Genomic DNA, 22,655 nt, shown 5'->3' with positions numbered 1-22,655 from the left:
TGCGGCGCGGCTAGGCCTCGACGCTGGCGGTCATCCCCACGACGCCGTCGCAACGCACGGCCTGCGCCTCACCGGCGCTCTCCCCGGCCCTCAGGCGGATCTGCTGGCCGGCGAACATGGGCGCCTGGGCGCGGAAGGCGAAGCGCTTCAGGCGGCGGCCCGCGCGCGCCTCGGCGAAGGCGTACAGCCGGGCGGCCGTGAACGGGCCGTGCACGACGAGGCCGGGATAGCCCTCCTCCTGCTGGGCGTAAGGCAGGTCGTAGTGGATGCGGTGGCTATTGAAGGTGACCGCGGAGAAGCGGAAGAGGTCGACCGGCCCCGGAGTCCAGATCAGCTCGCCCTCGGCGCCGGCCGCCTCGACCGGCGTGACCGGCGGCGTGGGCCCGCCCTCGCCCCGGTAGACGATCGTCTGGCGCTCGATCACGCACGGCTCGCCGCCCTGGGCGATCACCCGCTCGACCTCGACAAAGACCAGGTCGCCGGAGCGGCCGGACCGATGGCGAACGTCCATGACCGTCGATGTCATCCGGGCGGGCTGGCCCAGGCGCAGGCGCGCGCCGAACTCCATGTCGGCGGCGGCGAACATGCGTCGGGGCAGGCTGACCGGCGGCAGGAAGCCTCCGCGCTTGGGATGACCGTCCGGGCCGATCTCCGAGCCGGGAACGACCGGCAGGAAGAAGGCCCAATGGGCCAGAGGCGGATTGACGCGCTCGACCTCCAGGTCCGCCCCGACGGCGGCGGCGAAGCGGCGCAGGGCTTGCGGATCGAGCGTCTCATCGACGGTCTCGACCTTGCCGATCCAGGCGCTCCAGGCCTGCAGATCCGCGGGATCGACCGTGTCCGTCATCAGCGCGCCTCCGGCCCGGCGACCAGACCCGCGTCATGCAGGCGGCCGATCTCGTGCGAGGACAGGCCCAGCACCTCGGCCAGGACCTCGTCGGTATGCTGGCCGAGCCGCGGCGCGGGCGCCAGGGCCCCTCGCGGCTCGCCGGCCAGGGTTCCCGGCGGACCCGAGGCGGGGTAGCTCAAGCCGCTGGGGTTGGCGATGGTCTGGAAGACCGGGTTCTGCGTGAACAGGCGCGCATCGCCGGTCGCCGCCTCGTGCAGGCTCTGGTACGGCCCCCAGGTGACGCTCTGCCCGTCGAGCAGCGGCCCGAGTTCGGCGCTCGAGCGCTGGGCGAAGGCCGCCTCGAACAGGGGAAAGAGGCGCTCGCGATGAACGAAGCGCGCGCCCTCGTCCTTGGCGAAGTCGGCGGAAAGCTCCGTCTCCAGCGCCGCGACGGCCTCGTTGAGCCCAAGGGCCGCGACCAGGCCGCGCCACTGCTTGGGCGTGATCGCCACGACCATGAGCCGGCGGCCGTCGGCGCAGGCGAAGTCCCGGCCGAAGGCGCCGAACAGGCTGTTGCCCAGACGCGGGCGGTCCTTGCCGGTGGTCAGGACCTCGGCGAGCTGACCCATGTGCGCCAGGCTGGTGGCGGCCAGGTCCGACAGGGGGACGCGCACTTCCCTGCCCTGTCCGCTCGCGCGGCGGTCGTGGAGCGCGGCCATCAGCGAGAATGCGCCGTAGGCCCCGCCCAACAGGTCCCAGGCCGGCAGCACGTGGTTGACCGGATCGGGCCGGTCGAGCGGACCGGTCATCATCGGGATGCCGACGGCGGCGTTGACCGTGTAGTCCATCGCCGGCGCGCCGTCGGCCCAGCCCATCACCCGCACGCAGATCATGTCGGCCCGGCGCGCCTTGAGCTTCTCGTAGGAGAGGAAGCCGTCGACCGGATAGTTGGTGACGAAGAGGCCGGCGTTCTCGCCGGGCGCCGTGGCGATGGCGACGGCGAGGTCTCGCCCTTCCGGACTGGAAAGGTTGAGCGCCACGGACTTCTTGGCCTTGTTCAGCCCTTCCCAGTAGAGGCTGTCGCCCGCCGGCGTCAGCGGCCAGCGCCTGAAGTCGGGGCCGCCGCCGATGGCGTCGAAGCGGATGACCTCCGCCCCCATCTGCGCCAGATGCAGGCCGCAGGTCGGGCCGGCGACGAAGGCCGCGCCCTCGACCACCCGCAATCCCTTGAGAAGTCCGTACATCGACGCGCCGCCCTCCTGTTTCTCCCGACGGTCGGTCTCCGCCGAAATCGCTTCGGGGGCAAGGCGCCGTAGCGGCGCCGCGGGCCGATCAGGCCAGGTAGTTGCGCACGACCTCGCCCAGGGCGATGCGGCCGTCGTCGAGTCGCTCGAAGATCGGCATCTGCAACGGCGCGTCGCCCTGCGCGACCGAATAGTAGTCGATCAGCGCTTCGATCTCCTGGCGCACCATCGCCTCGTCGCGTTGCGGCATGGCGCCGGCCACGATCGCCATCAGCGCCTCCGGCGCGGCCACGCCGCCCGCCAGGTGCATGGCGGCGAACAGCGCGCCCAGCAGCTCGAGCCGAGGCACGGGCGCCGGCGCCTTGCGGGTCGTGGGAAAGGCGACGATCTCCGCCGCGTCGCGATGGGCGGCTTCGCCGGCGAGATCGGCGGGCGGGACGACTTGTACGAGACGATCGGATTGCTGCGCCACGGACGCCCCTCCTACCTGTGCTGAATATGCCGCGCGGCATGGACCGCGGCCGCCGTCTGTTCGGCCAAGACAATGTTCAGCGGGGGTTTTTGATCCATCTGATTCACAACGACATTGACCTCGGACAAACGGCTTCGGCGCGAGCGAGGCCACGACAGCCGCGCGAAGGGAGCAAACATCAGGCACGCTTAACGCCATATTGTCCGAGCCGCACGGCGCTACCCGATCTGAGTATTCAAGCAGCCGAATACTTGTGACAGCGGTGAAATCTTCGGCCGAATCGCCCGCCATTGGAGCGACTACTCATTTTGGGTATGGGGCCGCTTGCCTTGCCCGAAATTCGCGCGGCCGATTTGAGCTTCGCCTGCAACCGCGAGTCGCATACGCTCCTCCATGGCTGGCGGACAGGCCGGCCGATGCGATGGTTGAAGGCCGGTCTCAATGGAGCCCGAGGCGCAGCGCGACCCTTCGCCGGCCGTCGGCCGTCTGTCGGCCGAGTTTGTGCTGGCGTTCCTCAAGCGCGTTTCCCGGATCAGCGGCGGCGACTTCCTGGACGGCGTGATCCGGCTTGCGATCCTGGACGCCAATATCCGCCACCTGATCGCCTCGCCCGAGGTGGCGAAGGCCTACGCCAGTTTCGAGACGCCGATTCCCGACGAGATGCGCAGGCCGGCCAGCATCAACGCCGTGGCCGGCTCCCTGGGGCTGCCGTTCGAGACCGTCCGCCGCCGCGTCCATGCGCTCGACCGCCAGGGCCTGGCGCAGGCCGGCAAGGACGGCGTGATCCTCTCGCAGAACCAGTTGATCACCGGGCCGGTGCAACAGGTGCTGGACGAGAACTTCGCCAGCCTGGCCGCCTTCTACGGGCGACTGCGCACGATGGCGCCCGCGCTGGAGCTGGTCCCCGCCCCGGCCGCCGGCGAGCAGACCGCGGCCAAGCCGGCCGACGAGCCCGTGCGGGTGGCGATGCGATCCACCGTCGGCTACGTGCTGCGCTACCTGGAATCAGCCCAGCCGGTGGCCGGTGATTTCCTGAACGCCATCATGTTCCTGGCGATCGTCGTCGCCAACGTCGGGCACATCACCAACGACCAGACCGCGTCCGACAGGTTCTCGACGCCGCAGACCGTGGCGCCGGACAGCGAGCGGCGGCGGCTGACGGTGCACGCGCTATCCAAGGACCTCGGCATGTCGTTCGAGACGACCCGCCGACGCGTCAATGCGCTCATGGAGCGGGGCGTATGCCTGCGCGACGGGTCGGGCATCTACGTCCCGGCGGCCACGCTGCTGTCGGATCCGGTCGTGAAGCACCGGCGGACCAACGCCGCGAGCCTGCAGCGCCTGTTCGGCGGCCTGCAGCGGCTCGGCGTGCGCTTCGACTAGGGCTGGGCGGGCCGCCGCCCGACGATGGCCGTGACCGCCAGATCGGCGGTGACGTTGCCGACGGTGCGGAAGATGTCGGGGACGGTCTCGACCGCCAGGAAGATCGGCAGCAGGTCCAGCGGCACGCCCAGCGTCAGGCAGATCGGCACGATGGTGGTGAAGAAGGTGGTCTGGCCGGGCAAACCTACGGCGGCGAGGCTGACCACGGCGGCGACGACCACCGCGACGGCGACCTGACCTGGGGCCAGGCTGATCCCGTAGACCGACGCAATATAGAGGGCCACGGCCAGGTTCGCCGGCGGGCTACTGATGCGGAACAGCGACACGGCCAGCGGCAGCACCACGTCGGCCGTCGCGTTCGAAACGCCCAACGAAACTGCGCCGCGCAGCATCGCCGGCAGGGAGGCGATCGACGACTGGGTGGAGAAGGCGGTGACCTGGGCCGTGGCCGCGGCCCGGGCGAAGCGCCAAGGCGCGACCTTGGCCGCCACCGCCGCCAGCGGGTACTGCAGCAGGGTCATGGTGATCGAGACGCCCGACAGGATCACCAGGTAGTGGCCCACGACGCCCGCCGCGCCGAGGCCAGCGCGCGCGCCGACGCTCACGGCCAGGGCGAAGACGCCGACGGGCGCGACCGACAGCACCCAGCCGACGAGCACCAGCATGGCCTGGCCCAGGGCTTCGAACAGGCCGGCGAGGCGCGAGCGCCCCTCCTCCGGGATGCGGCAGGCGGCCAGGGCGAAGAGCACGGCGAAGATCACCAGCGGCGCCATGGCGCCGTCGGCGGCGGCCTTGACCGGGTTGGTCGGGATGAAGCTGCGAATCCAGTCGCCCGGCGGGGGCAAGTGCGCCGACGGCGCCGGGCCGGCCGAGCCGATCGCCTCCCTCAGGCCCTTCGCCGCCTCAGCCGGGACCGGCCAGGCCTGAAGCACCAGCGGAACAACCAGGGCGCTGACCGTGGCGGCCGCCAGCAGCAGGACCGCGAACAGCCCAAGCGCCCGCGCCGCTCCGCCGCCCCGCGACGCCGCCCCCCGCGCCGAAACCATGCCGGTGACGATCAGCGAGAAGACCAGCGGCACGATCGTCATGCGCAGCGCATCGAGCCACAGCCCGCCGATGGGATCGGCCACGGCGACCAGCCGGTCGAGGCCGGAAAATCCGGTCGCGCGCAAGACGACGCCCAGCGCCAGGCCGGCGACGAGGCCCAGCAGGACGCGCAAGGTCAGGGGCATGGGTGTTCTCCGCTAGATCCGCACGCCAACCTAGCGGGGCGGCCGGTCGAGGGAAGCGGCAAGCCTGACCATGACGGTGAACGGGTCGCGGCGCCGCGTTCGTCGCCGCTTCCTCGGGCGCCGGCGCGAACGAGGGCGGGCGCGGTCCGGCGACCGCCCCGCCCCCGTTCGCTCCTGGCCTAGGCGCCGATCACGGCGCGCAGCTTGGGAAGCACGCGGTCCAGCGTCTCCCCGTAGCCGATGGGCTCCACGAAGCGGCCGTCGGCGTCCATCAGATAGACCGCCGAGGAGTGATCGATGGTGTATTCGCCGCCGCCGGTCGGAACCTTGCGGTAGTAGACGCGAAAGCCTTTGGCGACCTTGGCGATGGCCTGCGGCGTGCCGGTGACGCCGCGGATCCGCGGATCGAAGGAGGACAGGTAGAGCGCGAGTTGCTTCTGGGTGTCGCGCTCGGGATCCACCGAGATGAACACCACGTTGAGCTTGTCCGCGTCCTTGCCGAGCGCCTCGAGCCAACGACCGATGTCGACAAGCGTCGTCGGGCACACTTCAGGACAGTAGGTGAAGCCGAAGAACACCGCGGTCGGCTTGCCCTTGAGATCCTGCGCGGTGAACGGCTTTCCCTTGGTGTCGACGAGCTGGACGCCCGCCGGCATGGAGATCGAGGAAGGTTTGGGCGCCTCCCCTCCCCGCGCGAAGATGAACACCGCGCCCAGGGCGACGATCACGGCGACGGCGACGCCGCCGATCCAGACGGCCATTCCCTTGAACATCTTACATGCCCTCGCGCTTGCGGGCGGCGCCGGGCATGGGCGGGTTCTGCACAACGAACTCGACGGCCACCTCGCCGGCCTTTTCGAACCGGAGCTTGGCGGGCACGCGGTCGCCGAGCTTGAGCGGCTTCTTCAGGCCGATCAGCATGATGTGCAGGCCGCCGGGCTTCAGCTCGGCGGTCCCGTTGGCAGGGATCGCCACGCCGTCGTCGAGCTTGCGCATGCGCATGATCGAGCCCTGCATGGACATCTCATGCACCTCCAGCCGGTCGGCCACGGGGGTGGAGCCGCCCAGCAGCCGATCCGGCGTCGAGCCGTGGTTGACCAGGGTCAGGTAGCCGCCGCCCGTCGGCGCGCCGGGAGGCGTGGGCCTGGCCCAGGGATGCTGGATTTCGATGGCGCCGGCCTTCTGGCCGCTGGCCAGGGCGGGAACGGAAGCGAACAGGGCGATGGCGGCCCCAAAGGCGATGAGATCGCGACGAAGCATGGTTCGAGGTCCTGAATTGGAATCGGATGGCGCGCGCCGAGCACGCGTGTGAAGGCGCGCCTCCGTGGAGGCGGCGGTCAGATCAGGCGAAGCGCGGCGGACCGGTCTGCGGCGGCGGAGGCGCGCTGAGGCCCGCGCCTGGCCGGACGTCGGCGGCCAGCGCACCCGGCGCCGCGGCGCGCCAGTAGACGACCTCGGCGGCCAGCAGCGGCGGCTGTCCGGCCAGGGCCGGCCCCACGGCGGCGAACACGCACGGCCCGTGCCCGGACGACCGGTCGTCGTCGGCCGGCAGCGGGCGGCCCTGATCGTCCAGATGGAGGGTCTGCGGGCCGTGGCCCGTACAGATCACGATGGGCGAACTGCGCCCCTCGTCGGGCGCGGCGACCATGAAGCCCGGCGGCGCCAGGATGCGCAGGCCAAGCGCCAGACACGCCAGCGCAAAGGCGCAGGACGCCCACAGCCGCGTCATGTCGCGCATCGACCGCATGGCAGGCCCATACACAGCGCCGCGCGCTCTGTCGATGGGAGCCGTCAGGCGCGCGGCAGGCGGATCTCGGCGCACAAGCCGCCTTGCGGGCGGTTCGAGAGCTTCAGCCGCCCTCCCTGGCTCTCGGCCAGGGCGGCGACGATCGCCAGGCCCAAGCCGGCGCCGCCGTCCCCGCGCTGGCGAGACTCCTCCAGCCGCTCGAACGGCTTGACCAGCCGGTCCAGCGCCGCCTGCGGAATGCCCGGCCCCTCGTCCTCGACGCGCACCACGACCCAGTCGCCTTCGGGCCCGGCGTAGAGCCGCGCCATGCCGCCGTAACGAATCGCATTGTCGACGAGGTTGGCGAGCATGCGGCGCAGGGCGAGCGGCGCGACGCGCGCCTGCAGCCCCGGCTTCGCGGCGCACAAGGCGACCGGCTCGTCCATCTCGGCGCGCGCCGCGACCATCCGGACCAACTCGGCGGACACGTCGAGAGGGGGCGCCTGGGCGCGCTCGGCGGTGGCGGCGCCGGCGAAGGCCAGGGTGTCGTCGAGCAGCAGCCCCATCTCGTCCAGGTCGGCCACCGCCTTCCCGCGCTGTTCCTCGTCGGCGATGAACTCGGCGCGCAGGCGCAGGCGCGTCAGATAGGTGCGATAGTCGTGGGCGATCGCGGCCAGCATGCGCGTGCGGTCGTCGACCAGCCCGCGGATCGTGTGCTTCATCTCGTTGAAGGCGATCGACAGGTCGCGGATCTCGCGCGGCCCCTCGATCGGCAGGTCCGGCGCGCGCAGGTCGTCGGCCAGGCGGCGCGCGGCGCCGGCGAGGCGCTCCACCGGCCGGGCGGTGCGCCGGATGCCCAGCCAAAGCATCGCGATCAGGATCAGGCCGCCGAGGGCGGCGAGCATCGCCGAGCGGCTGACGAAGCGGCGCAGGGCGGCCGGCGCCGTGCGCTCCATGACCAGCACATCGCCGGTGCGCAGGCGCACCAGCATGCGCACCGGCCCCTCGGCCACCAGGCGCCCGTCCGGCGCGGCGATGGCGTGCAAATAGGCCCCCGGCTGGACCTGGATCATGAAGGCGCGGCCGTCCATGGCGTCGCGGTAGCGGGCGAACAGCAGCCGGCGGGGCGACGGCTGGAAGCTGCGCGTGCCGGCGTCGACGGGAAACTGCGGCTCCAGCCGCACGATCATCGCCGAACTGGAAACCGCGCGGGCGATCAGGGGGCGGGCCTCGGGCGGGCTGGCCTCGATCGCCTCGACGATCGCCAGGGCCTCGGTCGGCGACGGCAGTTGGAAGAGGCCGCCGCGATCCTTGCCGGCCGGCAGGATCATCACCGCGCCGATGACGAGTTGCAGCGCCACGAGCCCGGCCAGCAGGATCACGGCGATCCGCGTCGCCATGTTGTCGATCAGCGCGGGCACTAGCCGCGTTCCACCTGCGGCGCGAACAGATAGCCGCCGCCGCGCACGGTGCGCACGAAGGTCGGCGAGTCCGAGCGGTCGCCGAGCTTGCGGCGCAGGCGCGAGAGCTGCACGTCGATCGCGCGATCATAGGGCTCGGCGCTGCGGCCGCGCGTCCAGTCCAGGAGCTGATCGCGGCTCAGCACCCGCTGCGGGTGGGTCAGGAAAGCCATCAGCAGGTCGAACTCGCCGCCGGTGAGCTCGACGGGATGGCCGTCCGGATCCGCCAGCGCCCGGGAGCCCGCGTCCAGCGACCAGCCGGCGAAGCGATAGACGGCCGGCTGCGGCGCGGCGGGCACCCGATGGGCCTCGCGCGTGCGCCGAAGGATCGCGCGAACGCGGGCCAGAAGCTCCCGCGGATTGAAGGGCTTGCCGAGATAGTCGTCGGCCCCGAGTTCAAGACCCACCACCCGGTCGATGTCGTCGGACTTGGCGGTGACCATGAGCACCGGGACGTCGCCGGCCGCGCGCAGCCGGCGGCAGATGGAAAGACCGTCCTCGCCGGGCATCATCAGGTCGAGCAGGACGAGGTCGACCCGCCGCCGGGCCATCACCCGGTCCAGCTCCCCGCCGTCCGGGCAGGCGGCCACCTCGAAGCCCTCGCGGCTCAAGAGCCCCGTCACAAGGGCCCGGATTTCCGCATCGTCCTCGACGACGGCGATGAGCGTGCCTTCGGTCATGGGTGGAAGCTGGCGGATTTCCGGGCGGCGAGGAAGCGCGGCCGTGCGCCGGATACACTTTGATACGAAGCGAAGCGGCTGGGACATGGCCGCCTTACAGCAGGGATCGAGGGTGGTCAGCGTCCAGACGGACCCCACGCGAACTTCAGCCCTGCGAAGGAACCGACCCCATGTCCCTCTCCCGCTCCAAGACCGCGATCGGCGTCGCCGCCGTCGCCGCCCTCTTCACCCTGACCGCCCTCGACGCCGCCCAGGCCCAGACCCGCACGCGCAGCCGCGCCGTTCAGGGCGCCTACGGCGCCGGCTACACCTCGCAGCACACCGGCACGCGCACGCCCGGCGCCTACACCGGCTCCACCAGCCGCACCTACAACAACGGCGCCACCGCCACCCGCAGCGGCTCGGCCACGGCCAACGGCGACGGCTCGGTCAGCTACTCGGGCGCACGCACCGGCGCGGCCGGGGGCAGCCAGTCCACCTGGGGCACGGTCTACGCCACCGACGACGGCCACGCCCGCGAAAGCACCTACACCAACGCCAACGGCGCCTCGGCCACCGTCGACAAGGACGTGTCCTACACCGAGGACGGCCGCGTGGTGACCCGCGACACCTCCACGAGCAACGGGCGCACGACCTCGAGCACGCGCACGACCTCCTACTGAGCCCCCCGAAACGCCGAGACCACCCGGCGTTTCAACCCAGGCGTCCCCGGCCGGTCCCCAACACGCCGGGGACGCCCCCTGTTCCCTCCATGACGGACCTGAAGACATGATCGCCGCCCTCATCTCCGCCGGCATGATGGCCGCCGGCCCCTCTCCCGACGTGATGATCGCCCGCGCCGACGTGAACCACGACGGCCGGGTCACGCGCGCCGAGTTCATCGACATGCGCGCCAAGAACTTCGACCGGCTCGACCGCAACCACGACGGCTACATCACCCAATCCGACATGGGCCAGGGCATGGCCCAGCGGCTTATCGCCAGCCGCGAGCCCGACATCTTCGGCCGGCTCGACACCAACCGGGACGGCCGCATCAGCCGCCAGGAGTTCGCCACCGGCCCGGCGCCGGTCTTCGACATGGCCGACACCAACCAGGACGGCGCGATCGACAAGGCCGAGCTGGCCGCCCTGCGGGACACGGCCCAGCGCGCCAGGGGCTACTGAGCGGAGGCCGCGCGATGGAGTTCCTCGGACGTCCGAAAGGCTTCGGCCTGGTGATGCTGGCGGCCATCGCGCTGGAGATCGTCTGGCGGCTGGCGTTCGCCCGCCGCCGCTACGACGGATGGGCCGCCGCCGCCTCGTTCGGCGTGGCGGCGGGCAACCTGGCGGCCGGCGCGGTCTCGATCGCCGCGCTCGGCGCGATCTACGCGGCCCTATGGCGCATCGCGCCGGTGCACTGGCCGGTCGACGACTGGCGCACCTGGATCGCCGCCTTCATGGCGGTGGAGTTCGCCTACTACTGGCAGCACCGCTTCAGCCATACCGTGCGGTGGATGTGGGCGACCCATTCGGTGCACCACTCGGCCGAGGAGTTCACCCTGCCCGCCGCCATCCGGCTGGGATGGACCAGCCTGATCTCCGGGGCGTGGCTGATGTTCGTCCCGCTGATCCTGGCCGGCTTCAATCCGCTGATGGTCCTGGGACTGATGGCGCTCGATCTGCACTACCAGTTCTTTCTGCACACCGAAGCGGTGGGACGGCTCGGTCCCCTGGAATGGGTGCTGAACACGCCGCGGCACCACCGGGTGCATCACGCCTCCAACCCGAGCCTGCTGGACAAGAACTTCGGCGGCGTGGTGATCGTCTTCGACCGGCTGTTCGGCACCTTCGCCGAGGCGCCCGATGAGGAGCCGCTGCGCTATGGCCTGACCCATCCGGTCGGCTCGAAGAACCCGTTCGCCATCGCGTTCCACGAATGGGGGCGGCTGGCCGCCGATCTGCGCCGCGCCCGCTCGCCGCGCGAGGCCGTGGCCCTGGCGCTCGGCCGCCCGACCTGACGCCTTCAGTTCCGCCCGCCTTTCACGCCCTAGAGCGCGGTCGATCCGGCTCGGCGCGACGGAGAGGCCCGCACCTGCCGCCGAATCCGCGGAAGGGACGCCGGGCCGCTGTAGCCGAAACTCGAGATCAAATGGCCGTCCAGGACACGCTGGACCTCGGCCTCGTCCGCCGCAGACAGGCGCACGGCCGCCCTCGCCCCGGCGTCGGAGACCACCGCCTCGCCATGCTCGGGGTCCAGGCGCGCCGCCAGCACCTGGCGGGACGACACGGCCAGGGCCGCCTGCACATCGGCGTCGGCGAGTTCGACGCCCCAGTGCGCCCAGATTCGCCGGATCCAGGTGGCCGGATCGTATTCAACGTCCTCGTACCGAACGACCAGCACGCGTTCGGGCGTGGCCCTGGCCAGTCCGCCCCAGCGATTGAAGAAGCGGACGAACCACCACAGGTCCTCGACCTTGCGCCGTCCCGGCGCCGGCCGGCGGACGAAGTCGGAAAGCTCGCCCAGGCCGTAGGGCTCGCGCCACTTCACGTAATAGGACAGGAGCGCTTCGCGGATGTCGCGCACCAGCACCACGGTGGGGGGCAACCGCATGAGCCCCAGCCCCGCCAGCAGCGTCACCAGGCGGGACGGAATATTGTGCGACGAGCCGATCCGCGGGGCGTTCGCATGAATCTTCCGGTGGCGTGGGTGGCCGATGAAGGTGTCGCTGTCGGGCCCGCTGGACCGCTCCGGCGCCGGCAGGCCCAGCCGGTGGGCGATCGCCGCGCTCAAAATGAAGCGCAGCCAATGGGTTCCGGAGTTCTTCGACGTGGCGAGGTAACCGTCGACCCGGCCAGCATATTTCAGAATGTGAAAGTTCGACAGATCGTTGCCGATGTCGCGCAGCGCCAAGCGCCAAGCTTCGTTTTGCACATCGCCTGTGGAAGCGCGCTCAAGGCCACGCCCCGCGCGCTCAATATCCTGACGGCTCGCCGCCTTCACCCGTCTGCGCCCCGCATCGCTGCTCTCACACCCAACAGAACAACGCGATTTGTCTAGAGTAGGTCAAAGTATACTCAAACCCGTCGGCCGTCTGACAAAACTGTAATGAACATGTGAGAAACGGCCGCAACGCCGCGCAAGAAGGCGCCCAAAGCGCCCAGCCGGCGCGAGCGCGGCGGTTTTGCGCAGCGGAGGGCGGCGAACGGCGCCGCCGCGCGCTCGGCGACGGGAACTGGCGCGCGGCGCCGGCCCCGCCGATAGTGGCGCCATGAAGATCCTCTCAGCCCTCGTCGCCCTGGCCCTGCTGGCCGCGCCCGCGCGCGCCGCGCCCATCCTTCTTCGCCCGGACCGGGTCTTCACGGCCGACGACCGCCAGGCGCACGCCGGCTGGACCGTGCTGGTGGATGGCGAGACGATCGCCGCGGTCGGGCCGGACATCGCCGCGCCGGCCGGGGCCCGCGTCATCGAACTGCCTGGCGCGACCCTGATCCCGGGCCTGATCGAGGCGCACAGCCACCTGTTCCTGCACCCGTACAACGAGACGGTCTGGGACGATCAGGTCCTGAAGGAGCCGCTCGCCTACCGGACCGCGCGGGCGGTGCGCCAGGCCAGGGACACGCTGGAGGCGGGCTTCACCACCGAACGCGACCTGGGCACCGAGGGCGCAGGCGTCGCCGATGTCGGCCTCAAGCGCGCGATCGACGAGGGGATCGTTCCAGGGCCCCGCCTCGTGGTGGCCACGCGGGCCATCGTCGCGACCGGCGCCTACGCGCCCTCGCGCAAGGCCTATGCGATCGCCGACCTGCCGCAAGGCGCGCAGGAAGCCAGCGGCGTGGACGAAGTGACGCGCGCGGTTCGCGAGCAGGCCGCCGCGCGGGCGGACTGGATCAAAGTCTATGCGGATTATCGCGTGGGCGCCGGCGGCGAGACCGTCGCCACCTTTTCGCTGGACGAATTGAAGGCCCTGGTGACGACCGCCCACGATCTGGGCCGGCCGGTGGCCGCCCACGCCGCCTCGGACGAAGGCATGCGCCGCGCGGTGCTGGCGGGCGTGGACACCATCGAGCACGGCTATGGCGGATCGGAAACCACCTTCCGGCTGATGGCGCAGAAGGGCGTCGCCCTGATCCCCACGCTCACGGCTCCAGAGGCCACCTCATCCTACTTCCAGCACTACGTGGCCGGCGTCTCGCCCGCCACGCCGTCGATGGCCAACGCCGAGCGGGCGTTCCGTCTGGCGATGAAGCTGGGCGTGACGATCGGATCGGGCTCGGACGTCGGCGTCTTCCGCCACGGCGACAACGGCCGCGAGCTGGAGTGGATGGTCAAGGACGGCATGAGCCCGGCCGAGGCCCTGCTGGCCGCCACGGCCGTGGACGCCAAGATCCTGCGGCTGGAGGGCAAGCTGGGCCGCATCGAGAAGGGCCTTCTCGCCGATCTGGTCGCGGTTCAGGGCGACCCCACCACCGACATCTCGGCCGTGCGGCGCGTTGTGCTGGTCATGAAGGGCGGCCAGATCGTCAAGGCGCCGGAGCCTGGCGCAACGCCACGGTGACCCTGGCCGACAGCCCCGGCCGCAACCGCTCCAGCCCCGCCTGACCCGGCTCCAAACGCAGGCGCACGGGGATGCGCTGGACGATCTTGGTGAAGTTGCCCGTGCCCGGCTCGAACGGCAGCAGGGCGAACTCGGAGCCCGAACCCGGCGCGAAGCTGTCCACCCTGGCCTTGAACGCCACGCCCGGCAGGGCGTCGATGCGCACCTTGGCCGGCTGGCCCTTCAGCATGCGCGCGGTCTGGGTCTCCTTGAAGTTGGCGGTGACGTAGAGGGTGTTCATCGGCACCAGGGTCAGCAGCCGTGTGCCCGGCTGCACATAGTCGCCCGGATTGGCGCGCCGGTCGCCGACCACGCCGTCCACGGGCGCGCGGATCACCGCATGCGTGAGGTCCTGGCGGGCGAGGTCCAGGGCGGCCTGGGCGCGGTCTCGGGCGGCCTCGGCCTGGGCCACCGCCGCGACGAGCTCGGCCCGGCGGCTCTCGGTGACGGCGGCCTGGTTGCGGCTGACCGCCAGGGCGGCGCGATTGCGCTCGGCCGCCGCCTGGGCGCTGATCGCCTCGGCCCGGGCGCGGTCGGCGGCGCTGCGGGCGACCGCGCCGGTCCGCAGCAGGGCTTCGTAGCGCTTCCAATCGGCCTCGGCGCGGGCGGACTCCGCATCGCCCGCCGTGATCGTCGTCTCGGCTTCACGCACGCCGGCGTGGGCCAGAGCGTTCTCCGCGCCCAGACGCGCCAGCGCGGCCTGAGCCGACCGGACGGCGGCGTCGGCCATGGCGAGATCGCCCTGCCTGGCGGCGACCTGGGCGGCGTACTCCTCCGGATCGAGTTCGATCAGGGGCTGGCCGGCGCGGACCATCTGGTTGTCCCTGACCAGCACCCGCGCCACCAGGCCGCGGACGCGCGGGGCGACGTAGGTGGAATCGGTCTTCAGATAGGCGTTGTCGGTGCTGACCGACGCCTTGGCCGCGCGCAGCCAAAGACCGCCGCCGGCCGCGGCGACGGCGGCGAGCGCCAGGACGATGATCGCGCGCCCAGGCAGCCGGCGGCGCGGCGCCGTCTTGGCCGGCCGGGCCTCCTCGGACGGCGCGAGACGTTCGACGACGGCGGCGGTCATCGGTCGAACACCAGAAGCGTGGAGGTCGCCGAGGCGATCAGGCGGCCCTGCTCGTCGGTGAGCCGTCCCTCGGCGAAGGCGGCGCGGCGGCCCAGATGGGTGACCACGCCCTCGGCCCGCACCGGGCCGGTGTCCTTGGTCATGGCGCGGTGATAGGCGACCTTGAGCTCCAGGGTCGTGTAGCCCTGCCCCGCCTTCAGCCGCGAATGGACGGCGCAGCCCACGGCGGAGTCGAGCAAGGTCGCCGCGTAGCCGCCGTGGACCGTGCCGATGGGATTATAGGCGTCCTCGTCGGGCGTGCCGCCGAAGACCACCCGCCCCTCTTCGAGCTCCAGGGCCTGGAACTTCAGGGTGCGGCCGATCCCGCGGGAATAGCCGCCGCGCTCGAAGGCGGCGCGCAGTTGCTCCAGGCCGCTCAGCGCCTGGGTGTCGACGACGTCGGTCATGCGGTGGTCCTGTCGATAAGGTCTTGCGGCAGGCCCATGCGGGCCTTGATGCGGCGGCGCGACTGCGCCAGCAACTCGTCGGAGACGGCCGGATCGGACATGGCGCGGGCGAGCGACACCGCGCCCGACATCTCCGCCAGCAGGGAGCCGGCGAGCCCCTCGCGATCCTCGGCCGGCGCGCTCGCCAGCCGGCGGGCGATGGAGCCGATCAAGCCCTTCACGCCGGCGTCGAACGCCTGCCTGACGACGGCGCCCTGGCGCGGTACGTCGGACGACAGGGCGGCGATCGCGCAGCCGCTTTCCGGATGGTCGCGGTGCGTGGCGCTGACGTAGCGGTCCACGAAGGCCGACAGCGCCTCTTCGTCCGACAGGCCGTCGTCGAACAGCGGCATGCGCTTGCGGCTCTGGCTGAACGCCTCGCGCACCGCCTCGGCCAGCAGCGCGTCCTTGGAGCGAAAGTGGGCGTAGAAGCCGCCGTGCGTGAGGCCGACCTCACCCATGATGTCGGCCACGCTGACGCCGTCCGGCCCGCGTGCGCGGACCGCCGCGGCGGCGGCGCGCACCACCTTCTTTCGCGTCTCGGCCTTGTGGTTTTCGTCGTAGCGCATCGCGCCCTTCCAAATAATATGATGACTATCATATAATGATCCACGCTGCGGCGTGAACCCCTGCCCCTGCGGATTTTCCGATGACCGAGCCCCTCCTCCCGCCCGCCGCCCTGCCCGAGCGGCGCAAGCTGTTGATCTTCGGCCTGATGGCGTTCGGCCAGTTCATGGCCCTCCTGGACATCCAGATCGTGGCGGCCTCGCTGAACTCGATCCAGGCGGGCCTGTCGGCCGGCCCTGATGAGATCGCCTGGGTGCAGACGGCCTATCTGATGGCCGAGATCGTCATGATCCCGCTGGCCGCCTTCCTGTCGCAGGCGATCTCCACGCGCTGGCTGTTCACCGCCTCGGCCGCGCTCTTCACCCTCTCCAGCCTGATGTGCGGCCTGGCCTGGGACATCAATTCGATGATCGCCTTCCGCGCCATCCAGGGGTTTGTCGGCGGGGCGATGGTGCCCACCGTGTTCGCCACCGGCTACGCGCTGTTCGAGGGCCCGAGGCGGGCGATGATCCCGGCGATCCTGGGCATGGTCTCCACCCTCGCCCCCACCCTCGGCCCCAGCGTCGGCGGATGGGTCACCGAGGTGGCGAGCTGGCGCTGGCTGTTCTTCATGAACATCATCCCCGGCGTGGCGGTGGCGACCCTCTTGCCCCTGCTCGGCAAGATCGACGCGGCCCAGCCGACCATGCTGAAGCGCATCGACTGGCTGCACGTGGCCGCCCTCGCCGTCTTCCTCGGCGGGCTGCAATACGTGCTGGAGGAAGGCCCGCGCCACGAGTGGTTCGGCGACGTCGGCGTGGCGACCGCGGCCTGGCTCTCGGTGGTGGGCGCGGTCGTCTTCTTCGAGCGGTCGTTCTTCTCGACCATGCCGGTGCTGAAGCTCACGCCGTTCCGCCGGCCCACCTTCGTCATGGCCTGCGTGCTGAACCTAGTGATCGGCTTCGGGCTCTATTCGGCGACCTATCTGACGCCGGTGTTCCTGGGCCGGGTGCGCGGCTATTCGAGCCTGGAGATCGGCACGACGGTGTTCGTCGCCGGACTGACCATGGCCTTCGCCGCCCCGCTGGCGGCCCGCCTGTCGCAGAAGATCGACCTGCGGATCCTGATCACAGCCGGCTTCAGCCTGTTCGCCACGGGCCTGTGGCTCTTCTCCTACATCGGCCCGGAATGGGGCTTCTGGCAGCTCTTCGCGCCGCAGGCCGTGCGCGGCTTCGCCATCCTTCTGTGCATCGTGCCCGCCGTGGGCATGGCGCTGAACGGGGTGGCGGCGGCCGAGCTGCGCTACGCCTCGGGCCTCTTCAACCTGATGCGCAACCTTGGCGGCGCGATCGGCATCGCCGTGGTCAACACCTGGCTGCAGGACTTCGGCCGCGCCCACGCCCTGCGCATCGGCGAGGCCATGGCCGACAACGCCCAGGCGGCTGGCGAGGCCCTGAGCGCGCTCGCCGCGCACGCCGGAGAGCTGACGCCCGACCCGGCCATGGCGCTCCAGATGGCGCGCGCCCAGTTCTCGGGCGTGGTGGGGCGCAACGCGCTGACCCTGGCCTTCGACGACACGTTCCGCCTGATGGCCTGGGTCTTCTTCCTGGCGCTGCTGATCGTGCCGTTCTGCCGCCCGGCGCCGCTCTCGGAGCCCGGCCCCGACGCCGGCCATTAGGGCGCCGCTCGCGCCAAGGCGAACACGAAGGCGTGTGCGGGCTGCGCTCCAACCGCCGCACCCCAATCTTAGGCTTTCATTTCAGCAAAAGAGCCATTTCCCATGATCGAGCTGCATTACTGGCCGACGCCCAACGGCAAGAAGGTGACGATCCTCCTGGAGGAACTGGGCATGCCCTACCGCATCGTGCCGGCGAACATCGGCCGGGGCGATCAGTTCACCGACGCCTTCCTGAAGATCGGACCGAACAACCGCATGCCGGCCATGGTCGACACCGAGCCGACGGGCGGCGGCGCGCCGATCAGCGTGTTCGAGAGCGGCGCGATCATGATGTACCTGGCCGAGAAGGCCGGGCGCTTCTGGCCGCAGGATCTGCGCGGCAAGTACGAGGTGACCCAGTGGGTCATGTGGCAGATGGCCAACCAGGGTCCGAAGTCCGGCGAGCGCGGCCACTTCAGCCGGGTTCCGCCGGAGATGGGCGACCAGAGCTACGCCCAGCGGCGGTTCAACGACGAGGTCCACCGGCTCTACGGCGTGTTGAACAACCGCCTCTACGACCGCCGCTACATCGCCGGCGACGACTACACGATCGCCGACATGATCTCCTATCCGTGGACGGCTGGCTGGAAGCAGCAGGGCATAGACCTGGGCGAATTCAAATACTTCAAGCGCTGGTTTGAGGAGCTGTCCGAACGTCCCGCCCTGCAGCGCGGCATGGCCGTGACGGCGGGCGAGCCGGAGGATCCGGCCTCCATCACGCCCGAGGAGCAGGCGCGCCGCCGCAAGCTGCTCTACAACCAGCGCGCCCGGCCGGCGCCCGCCGAATAGGCCGCGCTCGCCCCTCGCCTCCGGCGCGGCGGGCGCTACATTGCCCCCATGTCCGCCGCGCCCGCATCCGCCGCCTCGCCCGTTCTTTCGCTGCGCGGCCTGAGAAAGAGCGTGCCGGGCGGGCGGGTGCTGTTCGACGGTCTGGCGCTGGACCTGTCGGCCGGAGAGTTCGTGGCGGTGATGGGCGAATCCGGCGCCGGCAAGTCGACCCTGCTCAACCTCATCGCCGGCCTCGACGCCGCCGACGCCGGGGTGGTGGCGATCGACGGGACCGATCTGGCGACGCTCGACGACGACGCGCGCACCCGCCTGCGCCGCGACCGCATCGGCTTCGTCTTCCAGGCCTTCCACATCCTGCCGCACCTGAGCCTGGCGCAGAACGTGGCCCTGCCGTTGGTGCTGCAGCGAAGCCCGGGCGACCGCGCCCTGGCCCGCGCCGGGGAGATGCTGGAGGCCGTCGGCCTGGCCGGACGCGGACACGACTTTCCCGCCCAGCTTTCCGGCGGCGAACTCCAGCGCGTGGCGATCGCCCGCGCGCTGGCGCACCGTCCGGGCCTGATCCTGGCCGACGAGCCCACCGGCAACCTCGACCCGCAGACCGCCGAGCGCATCCTGCGGGTCTTCACCGACCAGGCTCGCGCGTCGGGCGCGGCGGTGCTGCTGGTCACCCACTCCGAGCGCGCCGCCGCCGTGGCCGACCGGCGGCTGACCCTGGGCGCGCAAGGACTGGTCGCGCACGATGGCTGAGGGCTCGGCCAGCTTGGCGGCCCGCTGGATGGCGGCCGGCGAATGGCGCGCGCATCCCGGCCGCGTCGTCACGGCCGCCCTGGCCATCGCCATCGGCGTGGCCCTGGGCTTCGCCGTGCATCTGATCAACGCCTCGGCGCTGAACGAGTTCGGCCGGGCCGTGCGCGCGGTGAACGGCGAAGCGGACCTGCGCGTGCGCGCCGTCTCTCCCGGCGGCTTCGACGAGCGCCTCTATCCGCGCCTGGCCCGCGCCGGGGGTGTGGCGGCGGCGAGCCCGGTCGTGGAGTTGAAGGCCGCCGCGCCGGGCGGGGTCTCGCTCACCCTGGTCGGGCTGGACGCGCTGCGCGCGGCCCAGGTGACGCCCAGCCTGGCGAGCGGCGGGCGCGTGGCGGGCGTCTTCGGCGCGGACGGCGTGCTCGTCTCCCCCGCGCTGATGGCGAAGAGCCGGGCGAAGATCGGCTCGACCCTGGCGCTCAGCGCCAACGGCCGCACCCACGCCTTCCGCGTGGCCGGCGCCCTGCCGGGCGCGGGCGACGGCCAGAACCTGGCGGTGATCGACATCGCCGAAGCCCAGTGGCGGTTCGGACGGCTCGGCCGGATCGATCGGGTCGACCTGCGCCTGGCCGAAGGCGCGGACGCCACGCGCGTCCGTTCGGCGATCACGGCGATGCTGCCCGCCGACGCCCAGCTCGCCGACAGCCGCAGCGACGCGCGGGCCTCGGATAATCTCTCGCGCGCCTACCGTGTGAACCTGGACATGCTGGCGCTCATGGCGCTCTTGACCGGCGGCTTCCTGGTCTATTCGGCGCAGTCCCTGTCGGTGGCGCGCAGGCGCACCCAGTTCGCCCTGCTGCGGGTGCTGGGCTCCACTCGGCGGGCCCTGCTCGCCCAGGTGCTGACCGAGGGCCTGATCGTGGGGACCGTCGGCGCGGCCCTGGGCCTCGCACTCGGCCTGGGGCTGGCGCGGGGCGCGCTGCAGGTGTTCGGCGGCGACCTGGGCGGCGGCTATTTCAGCGGCGAGCGGCCCGACCTGGTGTTCGCGCCCCTCGCGGCGGCGGTCTTCTTCGCCCTGGGCGTGGCGGCGTCGCTGGTGGGCAGCCTGATCCCCGCGCGAGAGGCCGGGCGCGCTCCGCCGGCCGTGGCCTTGAAGAACCTGGGCGACGCGGTCGATCCGAACCGCCGGCCAACCGCGCGCATCGCCCTGGCCGCCCTGGCGCTGGGCGCGGGTGCGGCCTTCCTGCCCGCGGTCGGCGGCCTGCCGGTGTTCGGCTACGTCTCCATGGCGCTGTTGCTGGTGGGCGGCGTGGCGGCGATGCCCTGGCTGGCCCGCGCGCTGCTGGCGCCGCTGCAACGGCTGAACCTGGGCGCGCCGCCGCTGGACCTGGCGGTCAAGCGCCTGTGGGGCGCGCCGAGCCAGGCGTCCGTCGCCCTGGCAGGCGTGGTGGCCTCCACCAGCCTGATGATCGCCATGGCGGTGATGGTGGCGAGCTTCCGCGGCTCGGTGGAAGACTGGCTCAATCAATACCTTCCCGCCGACATCTACATCCGGGTCGAGGACGGCGACGGCGGGCTGACACCGGCCGAGCAGGCGAGACTCGCCGCCACGCCGGGAGTGGGCCGCGTCGAGTTCCTGCAGATGACGCCGCTGCGCCTGGACGCCGAGCGCCCGCCGGTGCTGCTGATCGCCCGGCCCCACGGCTGGGGCGACGCGGCCGACTCGCTGGCGGTGGGCAGGCTCATCCAGCCGCCGCCCGGCGCCCTGCCTGTCTGGGTCTCCGAGCCCTACGCCCGGCTCTATGGCAAGCATGTCGGCGAGACGATCGACCTGCCGATCGGCCCGGGCGGACGCACGCGCGCCACGATCGTCGGCGTCTGGCGCGACTACGCCCGTCAGAGCGGCGCCATCACCATGCGCGCCGACGACTTCCAGCGCCTGACCGGCGATGAGACCCGCGCGGACGCGGCGGTCTATCTGAGGCCGGGCGCGCGGCTCGACGCGACGCTGAGCGCGCTGGAGGCCGCCGCGCCGGACCGGCTCGCCGGCCGCATCCAGTTCGCCCAGCCGCGGCAACTGCGCGAGATGGCCCTTCGCCTGTTCGACCGCAGCTTCGCCGTCACCTACCTCCTGGAAGCGATCGCCATCCTGGTGGGCCTGGCCGGCGTGGCCGCGACGATCTCGGCCCAGACCCTGGCGCGGACCAAGGAGTTCGGCATGCTCCGCCATCTCGGCGTCGGGCGCGGACAGATCGTGGCCATGCTGGCCTCGGAGGGCGCGCTGTTGGGCGGCGTCGGCGGCGTCGCCGGGATCGGCCTAGGCCTGGTGATGAGCCAGGTGCTGATCCACGTGGTCAACCCGCAGTCGTTCAACTGGACCATGCAGACGCGCCTGCCGTGGACGCTGCTCGCCAGCGTGGGCGCGGCGCTGGTGGCGGCCGCGGCCGGCGCCGCGCTGGTCGCCGGACGGCGGGCGCTGTCGGCCGACGCCGTGCGCGCCGTGCGGGAGGACTGGTGATGGCCGGGCCGCGCCGCCGCTTCACCTGGGTCCACGCCCTGACCGTGACGCTGGCCGTGGCCATCGCCGCGGCGGTCGTCTTCCGGCCCGCCCCCGCCCCTCGCCCGGCCAAGACGCCGTCGCCGCCCGCCGCGGGCGCCGCGCCCAGCATCATCGAAGCGCCGGCCGAGGACGCGGAGGCGGCGCCCGCCGCCGCGGGCTTCGCGACCGTCACGCCGGGCGCGAGGCTGGTCTTCCCGCGCGATCATGGCGCTCACCCGGCCTTCCGCACCGAGTGGTGGTACGTCACCGGCTGGCTCGACACGCGCGATGGGCCGCTGGGCTTCCAGGTGACCTTCTTCCGGACGCGGCCGGGGCTGGAGGAGGACAATCCCAGCGCGTTCGCGGCCAAACAGGTGCTGTTCGCCCACGCCGCCGTCAGCGACCCTAAGATCGGCCGCCTGCTCCACGACCAGCGGATCGCCCGGCAGGGTTTCGGCCTGGCGGAAGCGAAGACCGGCGACGCCGACGTCGTGCTGGACGACTGGTCGCTGAAGCGCGCGCCGGACGGGCGGTTCCACACGATCGTCAAGGGCGCGGACTTCGACCTGGACCTGACGCTGACGCCGACCCAGCCGCTCATGCTGGAGGGCCAGGACGGCTATTCGCAGAAGGGGCCGGAACCGAGCCAGGCGAGCTACTATTACAGCCTGCCCCAACTGGCGGTGAGCGGCGAGGTGCGCCGCAAGGGCCGCGCGCAAGCGGCGACGGGGCGGGCCTGGATGGACCGGGAATGGTCCTCCACCCTGCTCGACCCCAAGGCGGTCGGCTGGGACTGGACGGGCCTCAACTTCGACGACGGTTCGGCGCTGATGGCGTTCCAGGTGCGCGACGCCTCGGGCCATGCGCTCTGGGCGGCTGGAACCTTGCGCGACGCCGGCGGCGCGGTCACCCGGTTCGGCCCCGGCGACGTGCGTTTCAGCGTGGTGCGGTCCTGGCGCTCTCCAGGCACCGGAGCGCTCTATCCGGTGGCGCGGACGCTGGAGATGGGCGGGGCCCGGCGGCTGACGCTCACGCCCCTGTTCGACGACCAGGAGCTGGACGGACGCGCCACGGGCGGCCCGGTCTACTGGGAGGGCGCGGTCACCACCGAGGGCGGACGCGGCTATCTGGAGCTGACCGGCTACGTCTCGCCGCTGAAGATGTGA

Annotated in this window: 23 protein-coding genes; 10 read left to right on the top strand and 13 right to left on the bottom strand. The window is 71.8% G+C overall.

The genetic code is table 11. From position 1 onward, the window contains the following. Positions 1–10: 10 nt before the first annotated feature. The 3 genes from ACE3TA_RS20495 to ACE3TA_RS20485 form a co-directional block, all read right to left on the bottom strand. On the bottom strand, positions 11–847 hold the full coding sequence (locus tag ACE3TA_RS20495; RefSeq protein ID WP_374576195.1) for a MaoC family dehydratase N-terminal domain-containing protein: 837 nt from the start codon (positions 845–847) through the stop codon (positions 11–13). Next, complete coding sequence (locus ACE3TA_RS20490) at positions 847–2,073, bottom strand: CoA transferase (protein WP_374576194.1); 1,227 nt, start codon at positions 2,071–2,073, stop codon at positions 847–849. The genes ACE3TA_RS20495 and ACE3TA_RS20490 overlap by 1 nt, the downstream gene beginning before the upstream one ends. Positions 2,074–2,161: 88 nt before the next feature. After that, positions 2,162–2,545, bottom strand: coding sequence for a hypothetical protein (locus ACE3TA_RS20485; protein ID WP_374576193.1), 384 nt, complete (start codon positions 2,543–2,545; stop codon positions 2,162–2,164). 441 nt (positions 2,546–2,986) lie between these two features. Between ACE3TA_RS20485 and ACE3TA_RS20480 the strand changes: the two genes are divergently transcribed. After that, on the top strand, positions 2,987–3,928 hold the full coding sequence (locus tag ACE3TA_RS20480) for a hypothetical protein (protein ID WP_374576192.1): 942 nt from the start codon (positions 2,987–2,989) through the stop codon (positions 3,926–3,928). Here the strand turns inward: ACE3TA_RS20480 and ACE3TA_RS20475 are convergent. The 6 genes from ACE3TA_RS20475 to ACE3TA_RS20450 all read right to left on the bottom strand — a co-directional run bounded on the left by ACE3TA_RS20475 (position 3,925) and on the right by ACE3TA_RS20450 (position 9,026). Beyond that, positions 3,925–5,160, bottom strand: coding sequence for a dicarboxylate/amino acid:cation symporter (locus ACE3TA_RS20475; protein WP_374576191.1), 1,236 nt, complete (start codon positions 5,158–5,160; stop codon positions 3,925–3,927). The genes ACE3TA_RS20480 and ACE3TA_RS20475 overlap by 4 nt on opposite strands. A 179-nt stretch (positions 5,161–5,339) precedes the next feature. After that, complete coding sequence (locus tag ACE3TA_RS20470; RefSeq protein ID WP_374576190.1) at positions 5,340–5,921, bottom strand: SCO family protein; 582 nt, start codon at positions 5,919–5,921, stop codon at positions 5,340–5,342. A 13-nt stretch (positions 5,922–5,934) separates the two neighbouring features. Beyond that, complete coding sequence (locus ACE3TA_RS20465) at positions 5,935–6,420, bottom strand: copper chaperone PCu(A)C (RefSeq protein ID WP_374576189.1); 486 nt, start codon at positions 6,418–6,420, stop codon at positions 5,935–5,937. Positions 6,421–6,502: 82 nt separating this feature from the next. Further along, entirely contained in the window at positions 6,503–6,907 is a 405-nt protein-coding gene (locus tag ACE3TA_RS20460) for a hypothetical protein (protein WP_374576188.1), read from the bottom strand. A 44-nt stretch (positions 6,908–6,951) separates the two neighbouring features. Beyond that, the gene (locus ACE3TA_RS20455; RefSeq protein WP_374576187.1) at positions 6,952–8,307 is read right to left on the bottom strand and encodes an ATP-binding protein; all 1,356 of its coding nucleotides are present in this window, start codon (positions 8,305–8,307) and stop codon (positions 6,952–6,954) included. Beyond that, the gene (locus ACE3TA_RS20450) at positions 8,307–9,026 is read right to left on the bottom strand and encodes a response regulator (RefSeq protein ID WP_374576186.1); all 720 of its coding nucleotides are present in this window, start codon (positions 9,024–9,026) and stop codon (positions 8,307–8,309) included. The genes ACE3TA_RS20455 and ACE3TA_RS20450 overlap by 1 nt, the downstream gene beginning before the upstream one ends. A 170-nt stretch (positions 9,027–9,196) precedes the next feature. Here ACE3TA_RS20450 and ACE3TA_RS20445 point away from each other — a divergent pair, with 170 nt between their 5' ends. From ACE3TA_RS20445 to ACE3TA_RS20435, 3 genes are all read left to right on the top strand, one after another. Continuing rightward, positions 9,197–9,688, top strand: coding sequence for a hypothetical protein (locus ACE3TA_RS20445; RefSeq protein WP_374576185.1), 492 nt, complete (start codon positions 9,197–9,199; stop codon positions 9,686–9,688). 106 nt (positions 9,689–9,794) lie between these two features. After that, a complete protein-coding gene (locus ACE3TA_RS20440) occupies positions 9,795–10,190 on the top strand; it encodes an EF-hand domain-containing protein (protein ID WP_374576184.1) in 396 nt (131 codons plus the stop codon). Positions 10,191–10,204: 14 nt separating this feature from the next. Beyond that, the gene (locus ACE3TA_RS20435) at positions 10,205–11,023 is read left to right on the top strand and encodes a sterol desaturase family protein (RefSeq protein ID WP_374576183.1); all 819 of its coding nucleotides are present in this window, start codon (positions 10,205–10,207) and stop codon (positions 11,021–11,023) included. A gap of 29 nt (positions 11,024–11,052) precedes the next feature. Here ACE3TA_RS20435 and ACE3TA_RS20430 read toward each other — a convergent pair whose 3' ends face one another. Next, the gene (locus ACE3TA_RS20430; protein WP_374576182.1) at positions 11,053–11,916 is read right to left on the bottom strand and encodes a sulfotransferase domain-containing protein; all 864 of its coding nucleotides are present in this window, start codon (positions 11,914–11,916) and stop codon (positions 11,053–11,055) included. A gap of 358 nt (positions 11,917–12,274) precedes the next feature. Here ACE3TA_RS20430 and ACE3TA_RS20425 point away from each other — a divergent pair, with 358 nt between their 5' ends. After that, positions 12,275–13,561: an amidohydrolase family protein gene (locus ACE3TA_RS20425; RefSeq protein WP_374576181.1), complete on the top strand. Its 1,287-nt coding sequence runs from the start codon at positions 12,275–12,277 to the stop codon at positions 13,559–13,561. Here the strand turns inward: ACE3TA_RS20425 and ACE3TA_RS20420 are convergent. Genes ACE3TA_RS20420 through ACE3TA_RS20410 form a run of 3 tightly spaced genes read right to left on the bottom strand, consistent with a single transcriptional unit; the run spans position 13,527 to position 15,726 of the window. Beyond that, positions 13,527–14,672, bottom strand: a complete 1,146-nt coding sequence (locus ACE3TA_RS20420) for an HlyD family secretion protein (protein ID WP_374576180.1) — start codon at positions 14,670–14,672, stop codon at positions 13,527–13,529. The genes ACE3TA_RS20425 and ACE3TA_RS20420 overlap by 35 nt on opposite strands. Further along, on the bottom strand, positions 14,669–15,118 hold the full coding sequence (locus ACE3TA_RS20415) for a PaaI family thioesterase (RefSeq protein WP_374576179.1): 450 nt from the start codon (positions 15,116–15,118) through the stop codon (positions 14,669–14,671). The genes ACE3TA_RS20420 and ACE3TA_RS20415 overlap by 4 nt, the downstream gene beginning before the upstream one ends. Beyond that, positions 15,115–15,726: a TetR/AcrR family transcriptional regulator gene (locus ACE3TA_RS20410; RefSeq protein WP_374576178.1), complete on the bottom strand. Its 612-nt coding sequence runs from the start codon at positions 15,724–15,726 to the stop codon at positions 15,115–15,117. Before ACE3TA_RS20410 ends, ACE3TA_RS20415 begins: the two co-directional genes overlap by 4 nt. 80 nt (positions 15,727–15,806) lie before the next feature. On the opposite strand from ACE3TA_RS20410, the gene ACE3TA_RS20405 reads away from it, so the two are divergent. The 5 genes from ACE3TA_RS20405 to ACE3TA_RS20385 all read left to right on the top strand — a co-directional run bounded on the left by ACE3TA_RS20405 (position 15,807) and on the right by ACE3TA_RS20385 (position 22,655). Then, a complete protein-coding gene (locus ACE3TA_RS20405; protein ID WP_374576177.1) occupies positions 15,807–17,381 on the top strand; it encodes a DHA2 family efflux MFS transporter permease subunit in 1,575 nt (524 codons plus the stop codon). A 102-nt stretch (positions 17,382–17,483) separates the two neighbouring features. Beyond that, positions 17,484–18,209 carry a glutathione S-transferase N-terminal domain-containing protein gene (locus ACE3TA_RS20400; RefSeq protein ID WP_374576176.1) on the top strand — a complete coding sequence of 242 codons (726 nt, stop codon included), beginning with the start codon at positions 17,484–17,486 and terminating at the stop codon, positions 18,207–18,209. A gap of 48 nt (positions 18,210–18,257) precedes the next feature. Continuing rightward, positions 18,258–18,956, top strand: a complete 699-nt coding sequence (locus tag ACE3TA_RS20395; RefSeq protein ID WP_374576175.1) for an ABC transporter ATP-binding protein — start codon at positions 18,258–18,260, stop codon at positions 18,954–18,956. Further along, positions 18,949–21,468 (top strand): FtsX-like permease family protein, encoded by a 2,520-nt coding sequence (locus ACE3TA_RS20390; RefSeq protein WP_374576174.1) that lies wholly within the window; start codon positions 18,949–18,951, stop codon positions 21,466–21,468. The genes ACE3TA_RS20395 and ACE3TA_RS20390 overlap by 8 nt, the downstream gene beginning before the upstream one ends. Further along, a complete protein-coding gene (locus tag ACE3TA_RS20385) occupies positions 21,468–22,655 on the top strand; it encodes a lipocalin-like domain-containing protein (protein ID WP_374576173.1) in 1,188 nt (395 codons plus the stop codon). The genes ACE3TA_RS20390 and ACE3TA_RS20385 overlap by 1 nt, the downstream gene beginning before the upstream one ends.

The sequence above is a fragment of the Phenylobacterium sp. genome (assembly GCF_041916435.1).
In the GTDB taxonomy this organism is placed as follows: Bacteria; Pseudomonadota; Alphaproteobacteria; order Caulobacterales; family Caulobacteraceae; genus Phenylobacterium.
The sequence above is the reverse complement of the archived record's forward strand: the minus strand, read 5'-3'. Positions and strand labels throughout refer to the sequence as shown.